Annotated in this window: 18 protein-coding genes; all 18 read right to left on the bottom strand. The window is 38.1% G+C overall.

All coding sequences use genetic code 11. From position 1 onward, the window contains the following. Window positions 1-378: 378 nt before the first annotated feature. The gene (locus tag NAG76_16635; protein URN93446.1) at window positions 379-4,704 is read right to left on the bottom strand and encodes a PolC-type DNA polymerase III; all 4,326 of its coding nucleotides are present in this window, start codon (window positions 4,702-4,704) and stop codon (window positions 379-381) included. Between the two features lie 159 nt (window positions 4,705-4,863). Continuing rightward, the gene (proS, locus tag NAG76_16630; GenBank protein URN93445.1) at window positions 4,864-6,312 is read right to left on the bottom strand and encodes a proline--tRNA ligase; all 1,449 of its coding nucleotides are present in this window, start codon (window positions 6,310-6,312) and stop codon (window positions 4,864-4,866) included. Window positions 6,313-6,321: 9 nt separating this feature from the next. Then, on the bottom strand, window positions 6,322-7,587 hold the full coding sequence (gene rseP, locus NAG76_16625) for an RIP metalloprotease RseP (protein ID URN93444.1): 1,266 nt from the start codon (window positions 7,585-7,587) through the stop codon (window positions 6,322-6,324). Window positions 7,588-7,672: 85 nt separating this feature from the next. After that, window positions 7,673-8,812: a 1-deoxy-D-xylulose-5-phosphate reductoisomerase gene (locus NAG76_16620; GenBank protein URN93443.1), complete on the bottom strand. Its 1,140-nt coding sequence runs from the start codon at window positions 8,810-8,812 to the stop codon at window positions 7,673-7,675. 15 nt (window positions 8,813-8,827) lie between these two features. Continuing rightward, the gene (locus NAG76_16615) at window positions 8,828-9,622 is read right to left on the bottom strand and encodes a phosphatidate cytidylyltransferase (GenBank protein URN93442.1); all 795 of its coding nucleotides are present in this window, start codon (window positions 9,620-9,622) and stop codon (window positions 8,828-8,830) included. A 27-nt stretch (window positions 9,623-9,649) separates the two neighbouring features. Continuing rightward, window positions 9,650-10,372: an isoprenyl transferase gene (locus NAG76_16610; GenBank protein URN96865.1), complete on the bottom strand. Its 723-nt coding sequence runs from the start codon at window positions 10,370-10,372 to the stop codon at window positions 9,650-9,652. Window positions 10,373-10,490: 118 nt separating this feature from the next. After that, entirely contained in the window at window positions 10,491-11,045 is a 555-nt protein-coding gene (gene frr, locus NAG76_16605) for a ribosome recycling factor (GenBank protein URN93441.1), read from the bottom strand. Then, a complete protein-coding gene (gene pyrH / locus NAG76_16600) occupies window positions 11,045-11,773 on the bottom strand; it encodes a UMP kinase (protein ID URN93440.1) in 729 nt (242 codons plus the stop codon). Before pyrH ends, frr begins: the two co-directional genes overlap by 1 nt. A 105-nt stretch (window positions 11,774-11,878) precedes the next feature. After that, on the bottom strand, window positions 11,879-12,529 hold the full coding sequence (gene tsf / locus NAG76_16595) for a translation elongation factor Ts (GenBank protein URN93439.1): 651 nt from the start codon (window positions 12,527-12,529) through the stop codon (window positions 11,879-11,881). 114 nt (window positions 12,530-12,643) lie between these two features. After that, window positions 12,644-13,342 carry a 30S ribosomal protein S2 gene (rpsB, locus tag NAG76_16590; protein ID URN93438.1) on the bottom strand — a complete coding sequence of 233 codons (699 nt, stop codon included), beginning with the start codon at window positions 13,340-13,342 and terminating at the stop codon, window positions 12,644-12,646. 180 nt (window positions 13,343-13,522) lie between these two features. Then, the gene (locus NAG76_16585) at window positions 13,523-14,152 is read right to left on the bottom strand and encodes a hypothetical protein (GenBank protein ID URN93437.1); all 630 of its coding nucleotides are present in this window, start codon (window positions 14,150-14,152) and stop codon (window positions 13,523-13,525) included. Further along, window positions 14,145-14,735 (bottom strand): hypothetical protein, encoded by a 591-nt coding sequence (locus tag NAG76_16580; GenBank protein URN93436.1) that lies wholly within the window; start codon window positions 14,733-14,735, stop codon window positions 14,145-14,147. Before NAG76_16580 ends, NAG76_16585 begins: the two co-directional genes overlap by 8 nt. Before the next feature lie 27 nt (window positions 14,736-14,762). Beyond that, window positions 14,763-15,083, bottom strand: coding sequence for a hypothetical protein (locus NAG76_16575; protein URN93435.1), 321 nt, complete (start codon window positions 15,081-15,083; stop codon window positions 14,763-14,765). Window positions 15,084-15,112: 29 nt separating this feature from the next. Then, the gene (locus NAG76_16570) at window positions 15,113-16,516 is read right to left on the bottom strand and encodes a FapA family protein (protein ID URN93434.1); all 1,404 of its coding nucleotides are present in this window, start codon (window positions 16,514-16,516) and stop codon (window positions 15,113-15,115) included. Window positions 16,517-16,530: 14 nt separating this feature from the next. After that, on the bottom strand, window positions 16,531-17,316 hold the full coding sequence (locus NAG76_16565; protein URN93433.1) for a FliA/WhiG family RNA polymerase sigma factor: 786 nt from the start codon (window positions 17,314-17,316) through the stop codon (window positions 16,531-16,533). A gap of 4 nt (window positions 17,317-17,320) precedes the next feature. Beyond that, complete coding sequence (locus NAG76_16560) at window positions 17,321-17,776, bottom strand: hypothetical protein (protein URN93432.1); 456 nt, start codon at window positions 17,774-17,776, stop codon at window positions 17,321-17,323. Window position 17,777: 1 nt separating this feature from the next. After that, window positions 17,778-18,272, bottom strand: a complete 495-nt coding sequence (locus NAG76_16555) for a chemotaxis protein CheD (GenBank protein ID URN93431.1) — start codon at window positions 18,270-18,272, stop codon at window positions 17,778-17,780. Beyond that, window positions 18,269-18,889 (bottom strand): chemotaxis protein CheC, encoded by a 621-nt coding sequence (locus tag NAG76_16550; protein ID URN93430.1) that lies wholly within the window; start codon window positions 18,887-18,889, stop codon window positions 18,269-18,271. Before NAG76_16550 ends, NAG76_16555 begins: the two co-directional genes overlap by 4 nt. Between the last annotated feature and the right edge of the window lies 1 nt (window position 18,890).

Here is an 18,890-nt window from a genome sequence, read left to right as displayed (position 1 = left end):
ACATAATGTTGTTGGAAGCTATACCTCAATTACTCGAATAAATGATTTTTGGGTTAAACAACACATAAAGAGTGGGTTTCCCCACTCTTTGATCACAAATGTCTTATCAACATCATTGCCACAAAAATTATATCATAATCGTATACTAGTGACAAGAAATGATTTCTAGTTGCTTACAGTGTAAGTACACAAGTGGACTTGTAAAAGTCGAGTAGATGAAGCGCTACATATCGAATAAGAACGTTCATTTATACTTAGTATAGCTCGAAAGTACTCAACTTCTCAAGCCCATTTACTATTCGACACCGAATAAGATGTCTCTAGAACATCGTTATCTAGGTAATCCTTTTAACTATCTATTACAATGAGGATTCAAGGTTAGAATAGTGATAGTTGGTTTGACTCAGGCAACCCTCTAAAACATCCCATCGTCGTTAATAACTCAATAATCGTCTTGGAAGCTTTTGTTCTCATCTGGAAATCTTCAATTGAAAGGTACTCACCATCAGCTTTTGCCGCAGCAATATTTCGTGCAGCATTAATACCAATACCACCAACTGCTGCAAAAGGAGGAATTAGTGAATTACCTTCAATTTGGAATTTCTCCGCGTCTGAACGATAAATATCAATCGGTTTGTACGTAAAACCACGTGCAGTCATTTCAAGAGACATTTCAAGTTGCGAAAGCATACTTTTCTCTTTCGGTGTTGCACTAAAACCTTTACCTTCGATCTCTTCAATCTTCTTGAAAATGGCATCATAACCTTGACATAACAACTCAAGATCAAAATCATCAGCACGAACCGTGAAGTAAGTAGCATAAAATTCAATAGGATAATAAATCTTGAAATATGCCGTGCGTACTGCCGATATAACATACGCTGCCGCATGGGCTTTCGGGAACATGTACTCGATTCGTAGACAAGAATCAATATACCATTGAGGTACATTACAATCTTTCATATCTTGAATCCATTCAGGTGTTAATCCTTTACCTTTACGTACACTCTCTGTAATTTTGAAGGCAAGCGAAGCATCCATACCAGCTTTATAAATCAAGAACAACATAATATCATCACGACAGCCGATAACTGTCTTAATGTTACATGTCCCATTTTTAATTAATTCTTGAGCATTCCCTAGCCAAACGCCAGTACCATGTGATAGTCCTGAGATTTGGAGTAGATCGGCAAAACTTGAAGGCTGCGTTTCATGAAGCATTTGTCTAACAAACTTCGTTCCCATCTCTGGTACCCCGTACGTGGCCACTTGTGATCGAATTTGATGAGAGGTAACATCAATAGCATCTGTTGAGTTGAACAAACTCATAACTTTCTGGTCATTCATCGGAATCGTTGTAGGATCTACACCTGTAAGATCCTGTAACATACGCATCATCGTTGGATCATCATGACCAAGTATATCAAGTTTTAGTAAGTTTTCATCAAATGCGTGATAGTCAAAATGTGTTGTTTTCCATTCAGCATTTACATCATCAGCTGGGAATTGAACAGGAGTAACGTCCTCAACTTCAATATAATCAGGAACAACTACAATTCCCCCTGGATGCTGACCTGTACTTCTTTTCACACCAGTACAACCACTTGCTAAACGAACAACTTCAGCTCCACGCCATTTCTTCCCATGCTCTTCCTCGTATTTCTTAGCAAAACCATAGGCCGTTTTTTCCGCAACTGTACCTATCGTACCGGCACGGAATACATTTTTTTCGCCAAACAATTCTTTCGTATAGTTATGAGCAATCGGCTGGTAATCACCTGAGAAGTTGAGATCGATATCGGGAACCTTATCTCCCTTAAATCCTAAGAAAGTTTCGAAAGGAATATCTTGCCCTTCACCTTTCATTGGTTTTCCACAATGAGGACAATCCTTATTAACCAAATCAAAACCACTAGGTATACTACCATCTAAAAACCACTCGCTATGTCTACAATCAGAATTGAGACATAAATAATGCGCTGGTAATGGGTTAACTTCAGAAATACCGAGAAACATCGCTACGACTGAAGAACCTACTGAACCCCGTGAGCCTACAAGATAACCGTCTGCATTCGACTTTTTAACAAGTTTCATCGATATCAAATAGTTGGCAGAAAACTTGTACTTAATAATCGGAACAAGCTCTTTCTCTAGGCGATCAATAACAACTTGTGGGAGTTGATCGCTATACATTGATTTGGCCGTATCATAACATATATTGCGTATATCATCATCTGCGCCATCTATATTTGGAGTAAATAACTCACTTGGGAACATGCTGTACGATTCAAAACGATCAGCCAATTCATTTGTATTCGTTACGACCACTTCGTAAGCAATCTCATCACCTAGGAATGAAAATTCCTTCAACATTTCATCTGTTGTCCGGAAATGGGCATCTGGCTTACGCATACTCTTCAGTGGGCTAAAGCCTGTAATACCAAGAATTGTTATGTCTCGATATATTTTATCCATTGGATTAAGGTAATGAACATTACCGGTAGCAATCACTGGTTTGTTCAGTTTAATTCCGATTTGATAGATGCGTCTTAACGCTTGTTCTATATCAGCTCGTGAGCCTACAAGGCCTTTTTCTACAAGATGCATGTAGAAATCTAATGGCTGAATTTCTAGAACGTCGTAGAATTGAGCAACTTCTTCAGCTTCCTCTTGGGACTTATTAAGCACCGTCTCGAAAAATTCACCCTTTTCGCAGCCGGACATTACGAGTAGTCCTTCTCGATGTGCAAGTAACTTACTTTTAGGGATAGTAGCTACTTTTTTGAAATGTTCTGTGTGTGAAAGAGAAATCAATTTGAACAAATTCTTCTTACCTACTGCATTTAGTGCATAGACAGATGAATGGAATGGTCTCACATTAGAAAGATCAAGTCCCACATAATCATTAAGCTGAGTAAGTTTAACAATATTTCTTTCTAATGCATCTTTAATTAATCCATTCAATATGCCACCTAAAGCAATCGTATCATCGATGGCGCGGTGATGGTTGTCAAGACTAACCTTATATTTATCTGCTAACGTATTCAAACGATGATTTTTCATAGTTGGGTAAATTAAACGGGCTAGTTCTAGCGTATCAAGCACTGGATTTTTCACTTCTGGGAAACCTAATGTTTTACAATTAGCTTGAATAAAGCCAATGTCAAAGCGAGCATTATGAGCAACCAGTACATCATCACCGATATATTCAATAAACGCCTTTAAAGTCGGCTCAAGCTCAGGTGCATCAGCTACCATATCATCTGTTATATTCGTTAATTGCTGAATATTGTACGGAATTCTTTGATGAGGATTAATAAATGAAGCAAAACGGTCAATTTCTTCTCCGCCTTTCATTCGTACACCAGCAATTTCAATGATTTTGTTGTTAATAACAGATAATCCAGTAGTCTCGAGATCGAATACGACATAAGTTGTATCTGCTAATGATAATTCTTGCGCATTTAGAACGATTGGAACAGCATCATTAACTAAATTTGCTTCCACACCAAACATTACTTTCATATCATGTTTCTTAGCAGCTTTCACTGCGTCTGGATAACATTGTATATTACTATGATCCGTTACAGCGATCGCTTTATGTCCCCATTTTGCTGCCATAGCTACATAATCACTAATATGTGTTACGGCATCCATCGTACTCATTGTTGTATGAAGATGGAATTCCACGCGTTTTTCTTTCGCGTAATCCATGCGAGTAGGTGGTGCGTTCACTTCATGAAGATCGTTAGGAATCATGACTAATTCTGGTTCTTGCATAAAGCGATCGTACTCTACTTTTCCTCGCGCTTTAATCCATTTACCATTTTTAAGTTTGCTTAAAATCTTGACATCTTCCTTCGTCTTAGCAAAAACTTTCATTGCCAAAGAGTCGGTGAAATCAGTTAGATTAAATGTAAATAATGTACTTCCATTACGAAGCTCTTTCATATCTAATGCAAAAACAGAACCTTGCACGGCAATTTTCTTTTCTTCATCTACAATATTCATAAGTGGAATAGCTTCATCACGAATATCATAGCCAATTGCAAGACGTATGACCTCTTCACTTGCGTTGCTTGTTGTCTCTTCTTCTTCAACTACAACAGGCACCTCAGCCATAAGACGTGATATCTCTTCACTATCTTCTTGCTGAATTTCATCACGGAATTGCTCATAGATTTCTTGCTTACTTTCAGATAAACTAAGCTTCACAACGATTTCTCGTGCGAAATAGGACTGATAGAAGTTACTCACTTCTTCATCAATCTTCTTCTTTTTAGCCAGCTCTAAACCTGTATGATCCATTAATCCAATCGTTAGCAACTTATCCGCTGCTACAATATCAGCTCTCTGTAACCACCCATTAACGGAGGCTACATTTTTTTGAGCCCACTCAAGAAATACTGGCCAATATTGCATCACAATATTTTCAGTCTCAACAATCGAATCATAGTTAAACTGAAAAGAAGTACTCGCAATATGAGCAAACTTTTTGCGAACTTGATGTGTTAAGCCATTATATGCCTGTAAAGGAACTAAGGACGTTTTGCGAATGCAAAACGTCCAATCATTGTTGTGCTTATTCACGATGACTTGATCAATGTACCCATCTTCGAAATAAGCTTGAATGAGTTCCTGCGGCAGCCCTGACTGTTCTAACAACATCTCAAAGCGCTGACGCTTACCGTCGGCATGGTTCATCATTATCCACTCCTGACGTTAGATCATTATAGAGGTTGTTCAAAAAGCGAACTTGGAAAGTACGGTTCGCGTGTACCAATAAAGTACACTTGCGCTTCCGCCTTTCTCAAGTAGCGCTTCACCTGCTCGGCTTGCGAAAGCCCGCTTTTTGAACTTGTATTAATATGCTCTTGCAAAAATAACTGTATGTTTCGCTTTGTCACCACAAACCAAGCACGTAGTTTTATGAGTATCAGGCTCGAAAGGAATGTTACGACTTGTCGCACCAGTCTCATCTTTTACTGTTTTCTCACAAGCAGCAGAACCACACCAACCAGCTTCAACAAAGCCACGTTTTTTCTCCATCGCTGCTTTCATCTCATCAAGTGTATCCACAGAATAAGAATTTTCTTGACGGAATGCAAGTGCACGATCGAACATCGCTTGTTGTGTTTCTGCAAGTAATTTCTCAACTTCAGCAACTAAATCTACTTGAAGAACAGCACGCTTCTCACCTGTAATACGAGAAACAAGCATTACTTGTCCATTATCCATATCGCGAGGTCCTAGTTCTAGACGAACAGGGATACCACGCATTTCATATTCATTAAATTTCCAGCCGGGACTAACATCGGAACGATCGTCAACGCGAACACGAATTCCTGCTTTTTTCAATTCAGCATATAACTCATCTACTCGTCCAACGACAGCATCTCTAGTTTTGGCAGGACCAATAGGAAGCATAATCACTTGTGTAGGTGCAATCTTTGGCGGTAATGCAAGACCACGATCATCACCATGAACCATAATTAACGCTCCGATCAACCTTGTACTTACACCCCAAGATGTCGTATGACAGAATTGCAATTCATTGTTACGATCCAAATATTTAATATCAAATGCAACAGCGAACTTGCTACCTAGATAATGAGATGTACCTGCTTGCACTGCTTTACCATCTTTCATCATTGCTTCGATAGAGTACGTATCTACTGCACCAGCAAAACGCTCAGATGGTGTTTTTTCGCCTTTTATAACGGGAATCGCAAGGAATTCTTCTACAAATTCCGTATAAATATCAAGCATTTGACGAGTTTCTTGACGTGCTTCTTCTTCATTCTCATGCGCAGTATGACCTTCTTGCCATAAGAATTCACTTGTACGAAGGAATGGAAGTGTTCTTTTCTCCCAACGAACTACGTTTGCCCATTGATTAATTAGAACCGGAAGATCGCGATAAGATTGAATCCATTTAGAATACATATGTCCAAACATCGTTTCAGAAGTAGGACGAATCGCTAGACGTTCCTCAAGCACTTCACCTGCAGCTTCTGTTACCCATGGCAATTCAGGGTTGAAACCTTCGACATGTTCTTTCTCCTTTTGGAAGAAACTTTCCGGAATGAACAATGGGAAGTAAGCATTTCTATGTCCTGTTTCTTTGAACCTACGATCAAGATCCTTCTGAATATTCTCCCATAGTTCATAACCCTCAGGTCTGAAAATGATACAACCACGTACTGGAGAATAATCCATTAGTTCAGCTTTTTTAATTACATCAATATACCACTTAGAAAAGTCCTCAGATTGAGGTGTAATCTCTGTTACAAATTGTTTATCCTTAGCCATGAGCTAGAATTACTCCCCTCGAATTAATCTCAAAATATCATTATATGTTACGACTAGCATTAATAACATTAACATCGCAAATCCGATAAAGTGAACAAAAGCCTCTTTATTCGGATTAATTGGTTTACGACGAATAGCTTCTAATCCTATAAATAACAATCTGCTACCGTCTAATGCTGGGACCGGTAACAAATTAAATATCCCTAAGTATAAACTAAGAACTGCAGTCCAACTCGTCAACTGCACAATTCCTTGTTGAGCAACTTCAGCCGTAAATTCAGCTGTTCGGACTGGGCCACCTAGATCATCTAAATCAAATTGAAGAGTGACCAGCATCTTTAAACCATCAAAGATCATAACGGTCATATCTTTCATTATTGTGCCTGCTTCTGTAAATGTTTCACTAAAACCAGCAGAACGTGTGCCATAGCTTGGAATAACACCGATTTTACCATCACCAGCTTCATCAGGAAGTGGAGTCACTTGAATATTTTGTGCTACACCATCACGTTCAATTTGAATATCTAATGGTTTATTAGAATTCACAGCAATAATATCAATCATTTTACTAAAATCAGCGCCAATAACTTCACCATTTACGGAAATTATTTTATCTCCAACATGCAAATTTGCCTTAGCAGCTGGCGATTCTTGTATAGGAATATCGCCAACTAAAATGCTATCCTTAATTCCAGCCATCTGAACATAAACTAGAAATAAAACGAATGCTAGTATAAAGTTCATCATCGGCCCAGCAAATATAGCCATAGCACGTTTGCCTACTGTTTTACTAGAAAAATGACGATCTATTGGGGCAATCTGCGTTTCATTACCTCTGGCAATAACTAATGCTTGTGGATGAATGCTATATTTCTCTACTTCACCATCAATATCAAGATCAATATGAAGTTGGCGCTCTAAATCCACTGAAAGTACTTCTCCACGAATGGCTTCACTACGTTCATCTAGACGATCAAGGTAGATACGATGTACTACTCCATCTTTTAACCTTACAGCTATCGTCTGCCCCGTCTGTACTTCAACGATTTCAGGATCTTCACCAGCCATACGAACATAGCCACCAGCAGGAACTAAACGAAGCGTAAACTTCGTCTCACCACGTTTGAACGAGAACAATTTAGGACCAAAGCCAATCGCGAATTCTCTTACTAAAATCCCCGCACGCTTTGCAAAATAATAATGGCCCCATTCATGAATCGTTACAATTACGAAAAACACTAATACCGTTAATAGCACCGTTTGAATCATTTGCATACTTTATCATAGCCTCCCGTTGTTACGGCCTGTACATAGATTATCATTATTCTACTGCGAGATACAAGAGAACTACCAATCACAATTAAATTCGCGCGGCAATTAATCTTGCTTCTTGATCGACAGCAATGATGGCCTCAATACTATCAACTTTGCAGCTATGATGTTGTGAGAGAACAGACTCAACAACATGTTCAATGGCAATAAACGATATTTCCCCACGTAAGAAGCGCTCAACTGCAATTTCATTCGCAGCATTATAAACAGTAGGAGCAGATAAACCAGCTCTTCCACATTCAAAAGCTAATCTTAACATTGGATATCGCTCAAAATCCATTTGGCGGAAATTAAGTCTACTTATAGAGGCTAAATCCAATCGTTCAGTACGAGTCGGAATCCGATCTGGATAAGTTAATGCATACTGAATCGGCACTCTCATATCAGGCATTCCTAGTTGAGCAATGACACTCCGATCATTGAATTCAACATAAGAATGAATAATACTTTCTGGATGTATAATGACTTTAATCTGATCGTAGCTAAGATTGAATAACCAGTGAGCTTCAATGACTTCAAGACCTTTATTAGCCATAGTAGCGGAATCAATCGTTATCTTTGCACCCATTGACCAATTCGGATGATTCAATGCTTGTTCCACTGTTACATTCGCTAGTTGCTCTCTAGTGAAATCACGGAAAGAGCCGCCTGAAGCTGTAAGTGTAATATGATCAATGCTACTTATCGATTCACCGTTAAGGCATTGAAAAATAGCAGAATGTTCGCTATCAATCGGTAAAATCGAAACCCCTTTTTCTTTAGCACGCTCCATAACGATGTGTCCTGCCGTTACAAGCGTTTCTTTGTTAGCAAGTCCGATTGTCTTACCTTCTTCTATCGCTGCTAAAGTAGCAGGCAACCCACGGCTTCCTAGAATAGCAGTAACAACGATTTCAGCATCCGAAACTGTCGCCACCTCTATTAAGCCTTCTTCTCCATACACAACTTTAATATGAGGAGGAATATGTAATTTCAATTGCTCTGCAAGTTCTTTCGTTGCAACGCTTATTACTTTCGGTTGAAACTTTTGTGCTTGTGTAATTAATCTTTCAATATTGCTACCAGCAGAAAGTGCAATAATTTCAAATTTATCTGGATGCTGTTCTACAACATCTAAAGTTTGCGTACCAATTGATCCTGTCGATCCTAGTAGTGAAATTTTTTTCAAGACATTACCTCCACATTAGACAGGAATAAGTTGTGTTAACACTAATATCGGAAAAACAATAATCCAGCTATCCGTGCGATCAATTATCCCGCCATGACCTGGCATAATATTTCCCATATCCTTAATTCCTCGAACACGCTTGTACGCTGATTGGATCAAATCACCGAATTGTCCGGTTACGGCAGCGACAATACCAATCAGTACAGCACGCCATATTTCAATTAATTCAGGAGCAAAAGCAGCAAAAATGACAGCAACAATAACGGAACTAATTACACCGCCTATTGCTCCTTCGACTGTCTTGTTAGGACTAATTAATGGCCATAATTTATGTTTCCCTAATGCACGTCCAAAGAAATACGCTCCAATATCTGAAGCCCATATTACACAAAACGCTAGAATACTCCACCACAAGCCATTAAATTCAAGCAGACGAACTTCGATCATCGACGCAAAGCCGAAGCCTATGTAAACTGTACCTAAAAAACCTACGGCTACTTCATCAATCGTATACTTATTTTTAGATAATACCGTAAACGCAAATAAAATAAACATCAGTAACCATATGATCGTTTGTTCACTAATCCATTTCACTCCATAATGTTCAAATGGGAATACAAATGCCAAGAGAGCTATTATTGATATGAGATGTATGGGGTTACTCCAGCTGATTTTATTCATTCGACTGAATTCAAATAATCCGATTATAGCCATGAGTAGAACTAATGATGAATATAATGGACCACCTACAATTAATAAACCAATAAAAAAAGCACCAAATAATAGACCAGTAACAATTCTTTGCTTCATTACAAAATTCCACCTCGAATGATGAGGCTACACACCGCCAAAACGACGAGCGCGCCGTTGATATTCTTGTATTGCTGCAGTGAAATGCTCTTCAGTAAACGCAGGCCAATATACATCTGTGAAGTAAAATTCGCTGTAAGCCAATTGCCATAGCATAAAGTTACTTAATCTAACTTCACCACTAGTACGAATTAGCAAATCTGGATCTGGCATTAGCTGTGATTGCATATATGAGGAGAAAATTTCCTCGTCAATATCATCAAGTTTAATTTCCTTATTCACTACTTGAGCAGCTACCTGTTTTACAGCTTCAATAATTTCAAGTCTTCCGCCGTAATTAAGTGCAAAGTTTAACACTAGTCCAGTATTATTAGCCGTTTTTCGCATCGCTTCTTCTACAGCTGTTCTTGTATGAATAGGAAGGTTTTCTCCGTCACCCATCATACGCACTTGAACATTATTTTCCATTAACTCTTCGATTTCACTTTCGAGAAATTGTTGAGGTAACTTCATCAAAAATTCAACTTCTTCTTTTGGGCGCTTCCAATTTTCAGTAGAAAAAGCATACAACGTTAAATATTTCACACCTAGACTGCTAGCTGCCATCGTAATACGCTTCACTGTCTTCATACCGGAACGATGTCCCGCAATTCGAGGAAGTCCCTTTTTCTTAGCCCATCGTCCGTTACCATCCATAATAATAGCAATGTGAACTGGAATATTATCGGATTTCAGGGCATCTTCTGAAATAGAAGATTTCTCTTCTTTTCTGGACCAAAGACGCTTAATCAAATAGTTCCCCTCCAACAAAATCAAAGAATTTTGTCCATTTATTGAAAGAACCCCACCTTATGGAGGGGCACTAACATCAAACTTCTAATATTTCTTTTTCTTTTGTAGCTAATACTTTATCACTTTCAGAGATAAATTTATCTGTAAGTTTTTGAACATCATCTTGATAACGCTTTGATTCGTCCTCTGAAATCTCAGATTTCTCAAGTTTCTTAATACTATCATTAGCATCACGACGAATATTACGAATGGCAACTTTTGCTTCTTCAGCTATTTTTTTCGCTGTTTTCACAAGTTCCATACGACGTTCTTCAGTTAGCATAGGTACTGACAAACGAATAGTACCACCGTCATTAGAAGGTGTCATACCTACATCAGACTTCATAATTGCACGTTCAATATCATTTACTGATGATTTGTCCCAAGGTTGAATAAGTAATGTTCTAGAATCAGGAGTTGTGATGTTTGCTAATTGATTCAATGCTGTCATTGTACCATAGTATTCAACTTGAATACGATCCAAAAGAGCTGGACTAGCTTTTCCAGCACGCAATGTAGCAAATTCACGTTTCAGCGAACCGATCGCTTTATCCATTCTTTCTTCAGCAGACTTTTTAATCTCTTGTGGCATTATTTCCCACTCCCTTTTACAATAGTACCGATCTTTTCACCTAGTACGACACGTTTAATGTTGCCGTTTTCTGTGATCGAGAATACGATAAGCGGAATATTGTTATCCATACATAGAGAAGTTGAAGTAGAATCCATAACACCAAGATTACGATTCAACACTTCCATGTAAGTTAATTCTTCGAATTTCTCAGCTGTTTCATCTTTGAACGGATCAGCAGAGTATACGCCATCAACTTTATTTTTCGCCATTAGAATAACTTCTGCTTCGATTTCAGCAGCACGAAGTGCAGCCGTTGTATCTGTCGAGAAGAACGGGTTACCCGTACCTGCAGCAAAAATAACTACACGACCTTTTTCAAGGTGACGAATAGCACGACGACGAATGTAAGGCTCAGCAATTTGTTGCATTGCGATTGATGTTTGTACACGAGTTGGTACATCAATTTGCTCTAGTGCGTCTTGAAGTGCTAAGGAATTCATAACCGTTGCTAACATTCCCATGTAATCAGCTGTTGCACGATCGATACCTTTTGCAGTACCAGCGATACCACGCCAAATATTTCCGCCACCAACTACGATTGCTACTTCTACACCAAGTGCGATTACCTCTTTAACTTGGCTTGCAATAGAAGAAATTACTGATGCTTCAATTCCATATCCTTCTTGACCTGCTAGTGATTCACCACTAACTTTCAATACGATGCGTTTAAATACTGGATGTTCCAACTTTTATACCTCCATCTTACACCTCTTTAACGAGGTCTTCAATTTTGTTGCGATGATACAAGTAAGGCGGGGCAGAAGCCCCGCCCCTCTATACTTGAGTTCGGATTAAAGGTTAACTTGAGCCATAACTTCTTCAGCGAAGTTATCAACTTTTTTCTCTAGACCTTCACCAAGTTCAAAACGAACGAAGCGACGAATGGAGATGTTCTCACCAATTTTGCTAATTTTTTCATTAACAAGAGTAGCGATTGTTTTGTCTGGATCTTTGATGAATGACTGTTCAAGCAAACAGAATTCTTCATAATATTTAGAAATACGACCTTCAACCATTTTTTCAACGATATGAGCAGGTTTTCCTTCATTAAGCGCTTGAGCAGTAAGAATTTCTTTTTCATGCTCAAGTTCTGCAGCAGAAACTTCCTCACGACGAACGAATTTCGGATTAGAAGCAGCAATATGCATTGCAACATCTTTTACGAATTCTTTGAATTGATCTGTTTTCGCAACGAAGTCAGTTTCACAGTTAACTTCAACTAGAACGCCGATACGACCATTGCTGTGGATGTATGATTCAACAAGACCTTCAGAAGCTAGACGACCAGCTTTGTTTGCTGCTGCCGCAAGTCCTTTTTCACGAAGGAAATCGATTGCTTTTTCGATATCATTGTTTGTTTCTTCTAGAGCTTTCTTGCAATCAAGCATTCCTGCCCCTGTTCTTTCACGTAATTCTTTAACTGCCTTCGCATCTACTGCCATGTAAAAAACCTCCTAGAGTCGTCTATGGTATTTTAGTTCAAAAAAAGGGTAGTGAGAGGTTTTCACCATCTGACCACCCTTTGTTGTTTATGTTGTTATGCCCAAACTCTGCAATTAAGCAGTTGTTTGCTCACCTTGGTTAGCTTCAACAATCGCATCAGCCATTTTAGCAGTAAGCAATTTAACAGCACGAATTGCATCGTCATTACCAGGAATAACGTAGTCAATTTCGTCTGGATCACAGTTTGTATCAACGATACCTACAATTGGGATACCCAATTTGCGAGCTTCTGCAACAGCAATACGCTCTTTACGAGGATCGATTACAAACAATGCGCTTGGAAGTTTTTTCATGTTTTTGATACCGCCTAGGAATTTCTCTAGACGATCTTGTTCTTTCTTAAGAATGATAACTTCTTTCTTAGGAAGAACTTCATAAGTACCATCTAATTCCCACTTCTCAAGCTGTTTCAAACGATCAATACGTTTTTGAATAGTTTGGAAGTTAGTTAGAGTACCACCCAACCAACGTTGGTTGATGAAGAAGTTACCACAACGCTCAGCTTCTTCTTTAACAGAATCTTGAGCTTGTTTCTTAGTACCTACAAAAAGAACAGTACCGCCATCAGCAGCGATTGATTTAACAAAGTTGTATGCTTCATCAACTTTCTTAACTGTTTTTTGTAAATCGATAATGTAAATTCCGTTTCTTTCTGTGAAGATATAACGATCCATTTTAGGATTCCAACGACGAGTTTGGTGACCGAAATGCACACCAGCTTCTAGTAGTTGTTTCATGGAAATAACCGCCATATTCAACACCTCCTGTTTTGGTTTTTTATTGTGTCCGCCGCTAATCGCATTTCTCATTATTACTTTCGCAAAGCAAAAGCACCAATAATAAGATTGATAAGCGTGTGTTTTTAACACCGAAAATTAATATACCATATCGTGGTTACAGAATCAACCTAAAATGTACAATAAACATTGATTTTATTCGATTAACGTTAATTTTTCGACATTAATATATTTTTTTCGTTCTGTTTCAGTTAAAGGTTCCCCAGATAACAACTTACGTATTTGCTCATCGGTACTATTTTCATCAACTAAAAAGTAACCAGCTCTAATTTGCGTATCACGATCTTTGAGAAGTTTTGCAAAAGAAGCTGTACCTTCAATAATATTGTAATCTACAAGTAGTTGAGCTGTTTTGTTGACAGTAGCACCTGGATGAACACGCAAAACATACTGTTTCGCAGGCTCAGATGCTTCTACCTCAGGTGTTGTTGGCTTATCAGAAGCAATAGGTTCAACTTGTTCTTCGTCAACTGGTGTCGTAGTACTAGGCTGCTGAGCTTTTAGGTCAGTCTCAATCTCTGTCTCAGGAGTAATTGAGGGGGTTGAATCAACTGCCCCTTCCACTTTTGACTCATCATCTACTACTTTACCTTGCGAAGTCGTTTCAGGTTTATCTGAAGCTCTATCAAGTGTAGTACTATCAATTTCATTGCTGATCTGATCAAGTTTTTTTTGACTATTTTCACCAATATTAAATAGTTGGAGTAGTAGTGCACCAATGATTATTCCAATTCCTACACCGATTAGTAAGGATCGTTTATGCATTACGCGCATTCTCCTCTTGCTTTGCTAATTGTAATATCAATTGAACTTCACCTTTGTTTTTACCAAGCTTTTTGGCAATGGCTTCAACTGACTTACCACTATCATATAATTCGAACAATTCAACATAACGATTATGTATACTGTTCTCTGGTATAATATTTTGTTTTAACTGCTGTAACTGTGAATCAAATGAAGTATTTTTCATATCTTGTGCCGAGCTTTGATTTGTAAAAGATGTATTAGCTGATAACAGCGTTACTTTCGTATCTAAAGCAACGTTTGCATGCGAAAGGGAAGATAGTTGCTCCTCTAACTCAGAGCACTTCTTCTCTAGTCGCTTAATTTGATCAGACTTTAATCGGTCCTCTTCGCGCATCGTTTGTAAAGAGTTAGAAAGCATTTTAACTAATCCATCATGCTCTTTCTCCATGTTCTCCATAAATTGCTCGAAGGACATTTCTAATTGCTCGAATTGAGCATGATTGGAACTAGAACCAGCTTGATTTTTCTTGTTTTTTGGTAATATCGCTGCTGTAACAGCAATAACTGCTCCTAATAAAGCGATATATTGCCAAGATTGCATAGTGTATCCCGCCTTGATCAATCTGAATTATAGTCGAATATCGAATCTATGGCCTTTATACGGATGCTTGCTGTCATCACTTAACTCTTGGTCAAGACGCGTATCGTTTTTTTTCTGTTTTTTTGATTTTTGCTCCTGTTGATTAGCCTGTTCTTGGTCACGAATAAGAGCCTTGTCAATCTCATCAACCGAATTTGCTACAGATCTTAGTTCGTCAGTATGTTTCAAGGCATTTGAAGCTAAAATTGTCTGCTCTGTTACCGGTCTCTGCATGGCCTGTTGTTGAAGCGTACTTATCTCAGGAGTCCTCGGTACTGATAGTTGGAGATTTAATGGATTGATGCCCATATTTACCACCCCAATTCATATGATTGGTATTAATATATTGGTAACATAACAATTTCTCCATCTTCATATTTGAATAAAATATTTGAAGTACTATCTTTGATATATCTAGTATATCTTCCAATTACGATTTTGACACCACCATAAACGGTGTTTTTAACACTTACACTTGCCTTCTCACTATTTTCAAGCAACTTCTCAATTTCAAATAGTCGATCTTTCATCTCTGCAACAGAGTTTGCAGTTTGTTGCTTCGTATTAATCAATTTTTGTCTCATTGCAAAGCGATCAGGAGTCAATTTCCCTGAAGCAGCCATTTGATCTAAAATAACAAGTGCTTTTTCAGTTCGATCTAAGTTTTCAGCGTGTTCTTTCATGGCATGTCGTAATTCTACTTGTTCCTCACGCAAAGTCGGATTAACACCAACTTCGATAATCGTATTTGTAGACATTGAATTACCAATTGTTCTTGCTGAAACGCCTTCACCTGCCTGAATTGTCCCACCTACAATGAGTCCTTTAGAGCTATTACATTCTACTGAATGTCCGGCACGTACGATAGAATGCATAATACTTTGAGAAACAGTAATATTCTGACCAGCAATAAGATTTGCATCTTGTATGAACGAACACTTAATGTTGTTTTTCGCTTTTACCTGTCCTTTACCAGAAGCCATTATACCGCCAGTAACTTCGATAGAGCCTTCAGATTCTAAGTCAGCACCTTCTACGCCACCAATTACACGAATATCACCTACTGCTTTTATTTTGAATCCTGTAAGCACATTTCCACGTATTACAACTGTACCAACAAAATCGATATTACCAATCCGATAATCAACGTCACCATTTACTTCAAATACTGGGAACACATTAATTTTTTCTTGATCAGTTATAGAGATTAATCCATCAATTGCAGAGTATAGAGCATTTCCTTCGCCGTTCTTCACTACATTTTTACCTACTTTAAAGCGTGCAGATTTACCTAGAGTAGCATCAATCGGTTCGCCTTTCACACTAATTCCAGGTTGTCCATAGGATGGAGGAACTAATTGTGCGATTAGCTGACCTTTGTTGACATTATCAAGCTTCTTAATTTGTTTGAAATCTATTGTCTCTGATTCACTCGATTCATCGTATACCGATTGTTTTCTTATTTTAGTAATAAACTCAACTTTACCGTCTATTCCTTTACCAGCTGGTGTTCCTTTGGCTATTTCGATCTTTCTTTTCATATAGACCAAAGGATCATTAGCTATTAACCGCAAATTGTCGTACAGTATTCCATGGACAATACCTTTTGATCTAATATATTCGTCTAGTTCTGCAACTTCATACGAAACGTTATCGGAAATATAATGAAAATTTAACAAAGCTGTTAACTTATCAGCAGAAATTTCGATATTAATGTTGGCATCAAAAATTTGTTTGTCCATATCTGCTCTCCTCTCTACGATTGAAATAATTGTTCTTTGTACTGTTCTAGTACCCCACGTAATCTCTGTATTGCCTTTGAATGAAGTTGAGAAATACGTGAAGGTGATAGTGACATCACTTCAGCGATTTCACTTAACGACAAATCTTCAAAGTAAAACAATGAAACAACCGTTCGTTCTTTATCAGTAAGTCTGTCGATGCCCTTCATCAAGCTTTGTTCCAAAAACACATCGTCAACCGTTGATTCAGGTTTTTTAGCTCCTTGATCTATTAAAAGAGACATTCTTGTCTCTGACTCTTCTTCTCGTAGTGGTTCCTCTAGTGAAAAAATAGTAGTAACTGAAATATCTTGAACCATATTAGCAAATTCTTTTTCATTAATATTGAGAAATTCACATACTTCCACATCTGTAATAGATCGCATATGTCTCTGTTCTAATACTTGGTAAGCTTCTTCAATCTTTTTAGCTTTTTCTCTTACAGAACGAGGCACCCAATCACCTTGTCGCAAACCATCAATAATAGAACCTCTAATACGCCATGAGGCATATGTTTCGAATTGTAAACCTCTTAAATAATCAAACTTCTCAATTGCATCAATTAAACCCATTACTCCATGACTAGCTAAATCTTCCTTAATAACATTTTTCGGTAAGCCGATTGCCATTCTATTTGTAACATATTCTACTAACGGTAAATAATTTTCGATGAGGTCTTTTTTGGCGTCTATAATACCTTGTTCTCTCCATGCTCGCCACAATTCGATGTTAGTCAAATGAGGCGCTTTTTGCTCGTTCATCGAATCACTCTCCTGTTAGATGACGTATTACTTTTGTCAATTCCTCAGATTCCATTTTGTCAGTATTTACAAGCTGAGTTGGTTTCAATGGTTGAAATTGTTGGCTCAGATCTTGAGTGTCTGTAACTTCATCGTTTGGAGTAGACGTTTTTGTTTGTGTCATTTGTGCTCTCAAAACTTCATTCAAATCTTCATCTTCATCAGGTGTCACTAAATTGACGGTTGTCCCTTTAAGCGACTGATCAGCATCCTCTTGCAATGCATTCTCTTTTCCCTGATTGGGATTTATGATCACACCACATACAAAACGCACAGGATAAGCTAGTAGAAAAAAAGTTATTAAAGCATAGGTACCTCTAATAAGAGATGTGATAAGTGGATTATTTGTTAGAGAGAAAAGCATGATCAAGAGAAAACCAAATACCCCAAAACTGAGATTCCAACGCCATGTACCAAACATTTTAAAGCTCCTTTGTTCCAAATTGGACACTACGAATGGATAGAATACCACTATCACTACTAATTTCGATCGTGCGGCCATAATTACCACCTGTATCTTGTGCCAGTAATGGAATTTTATATTCCTCTAGTAACATTAAACATGATTCGACATTACGAGGGCCAATTCTTAATGTATCGTTCTGTCCAGGTAAGTTGAACATTTGAGAGCCTCCAGCCATTTTCGCTTGAAGCGAGCTCATACTTGCACCTTGTTCTAATAATCTCTCAATTAATCTAGGAATTGCTGTATCCGAATACTTTGCAAGGTTGATTGGATTTTCTCTAGCAATACTTGAAGATGGCAACATAACATGTGCCATACCGGCAAGATGCTTTCTCGGATCATAAAGGGTTAATCCTACACATGAACCTAATCCAGTTGTTTTTAACACCTCACCATTGCTAGCGATATTCAAATCTGCCATACCGACTTTGATTAGTTTATCGCTTATCATGGACTACCTACCCCTAGAGCTTGAAAGATTTTTTGGAATGAATCTGGATCTGGAATGAGAAAGAATTGGCCTTCGATTGTATTGCAATCTTCAATAAATTTCGTTTCGATCAATAATGCAGAGTCACCCATTTGTCCATAATGCATAATGCCATAACTTAAAATAGCACCAGCCATATCATGAGCAACAATCGGAACGGATGGCATCATAGCTAGTTTTGTGAAATCTGCCAACGATGATAAATAAGAGCCTGCAAGAATATTACCAATTTCGCATAAAACTGATAACTCCATTTCAGAATATATACCATCATCAACATGCTGAAGTGGTATAAGTTGTTTCATTAATTGCTGCGCATATTCCTCTTGAATAATAAAGAACATATTACTAGGAACATCACCTTCAACACGTAAAAACACAGCAACTACAACTTGTTCGGAGCCGCCCACACGTTCAGCTATTTCTTCAAAAGGCATGAGCCTTACACTTGGAACCGACATATCTACCGGCTTGTTCAATAACGTAGACAAGGCTGTAGCCGCATTACCTGCTCCTATATTGCCTACTTCCTTCAATACATCAAGTTCAAACGCTTCAAACCGGTTGAAATTTGTCAAT

The organism is Candidatus Pristimantibacillus lignocellulolyticus, from assembly GCA_023639215.1.
Classification (GTDB): domain Bacteria; phylum Bacillota; class Bacilli; order Paenibacillales; family Paenibacillaceae; genus Pristimantibacillus; species Pristimantibacillus lignocellulolyticus.
The sequence above is the reverse complement of the archived record's forward strand: the minus strand, read 5'-3'. Positions and strand labels throughout refer to the sequence as shown.

Bases quoted from the DNA above. Each gene is read 5' to 3' on its own strand.
- tsf (URN93439.1), bottom strand. From the start codon at position 12,529: ATGGCAGTAGATGCGAAGGCAGTTAAAGAATTACGTGAAAGAACAGGG.
- NAG76_16560 (URN93432.1), bottom strand. From the start codon at position 17,776: ATGTTTGGTACATGGCGTTGGAATCTCAGTTTTGGGGTATTTGGTTTT.
- NAG76_16635 (URN93446.1), bottom strand. From the start codon at position 4,704: ATGAACCATGCCGACGGTAAGCGTCAGCGCTTTGAGATGTTGTTAGAA.
- NAG76_16555 (URN93431.1), bottom strand. From the start codon at position 18,272: ATGATAAGCGATAAACTAATCAAAGTCGGTATGGCAGATTTGAATATC.
- proS (URN93445.1), bottom strand. From the start codon at position 6,312: ATGGCTAAGGATAAACAATTTGTAACAGAGATTACACCTCAATCTGAG.
- frr (URN93441.1), bottom strand. From the start codon at position 11,045: ATGCCACAAGAGATTAAAAAGTCTGCTGAAGAAAGAATGGATAAAGCG.
- NAG76_16615 (URN93442.1), bottom strand. From the start codon at position 9,622: ATGAAGCAAAGAATTGTTACTGGTCTATTATTTGGTGCTTTTTTTATT.
- NAG76_16580 (URN93436.1), bottom strand. From the start codon at position 14,735: ATGCAATCTTGGCAATATATCGCTTTATTAGGAGCAGTTATTGCTGTT.
- NAG76_16570 (URN93434.1), bottom strand. From the start codon at position 16,516: ATGGACAAACAAATTTTTGATGCCAACATTAATATCGAAATTTCTGCT.
- rseP (URN93444.1), bottom strand. From the start codon at position 7,587: ATGCAAATGATTCAAACGGTGCTATTAACGGTATTAGTGTTTTTCGTA.
- NAG76_16575 (URN93435.1), bottom strand. From the start codon at position 15,083: ATGGGCATCAATCCATTAAATCTCCAACTATCAGTACCGAGGACTCCT.
- NAG76_16565 (URN93433.1), bottom strand. From the start codon at position 17,316: ATGAACGAGCAAAAAGCGCCTCATTTGACTAACATCGAATTGTGGCGA.
- NAG76_16585 (URN93437.1), bottom strand. From the start codon at position 14,152: ATGCATAAACGATCCTTACTAATCGGTGTAGGAATTGGAATAATCATT.
- rpsB (URN93438.1), bottom strand. From the start codon at position 13,342: ATGGCGGTTATTTCCATGAAACAACTACTAGAAGCTGGTGTGCATTTC.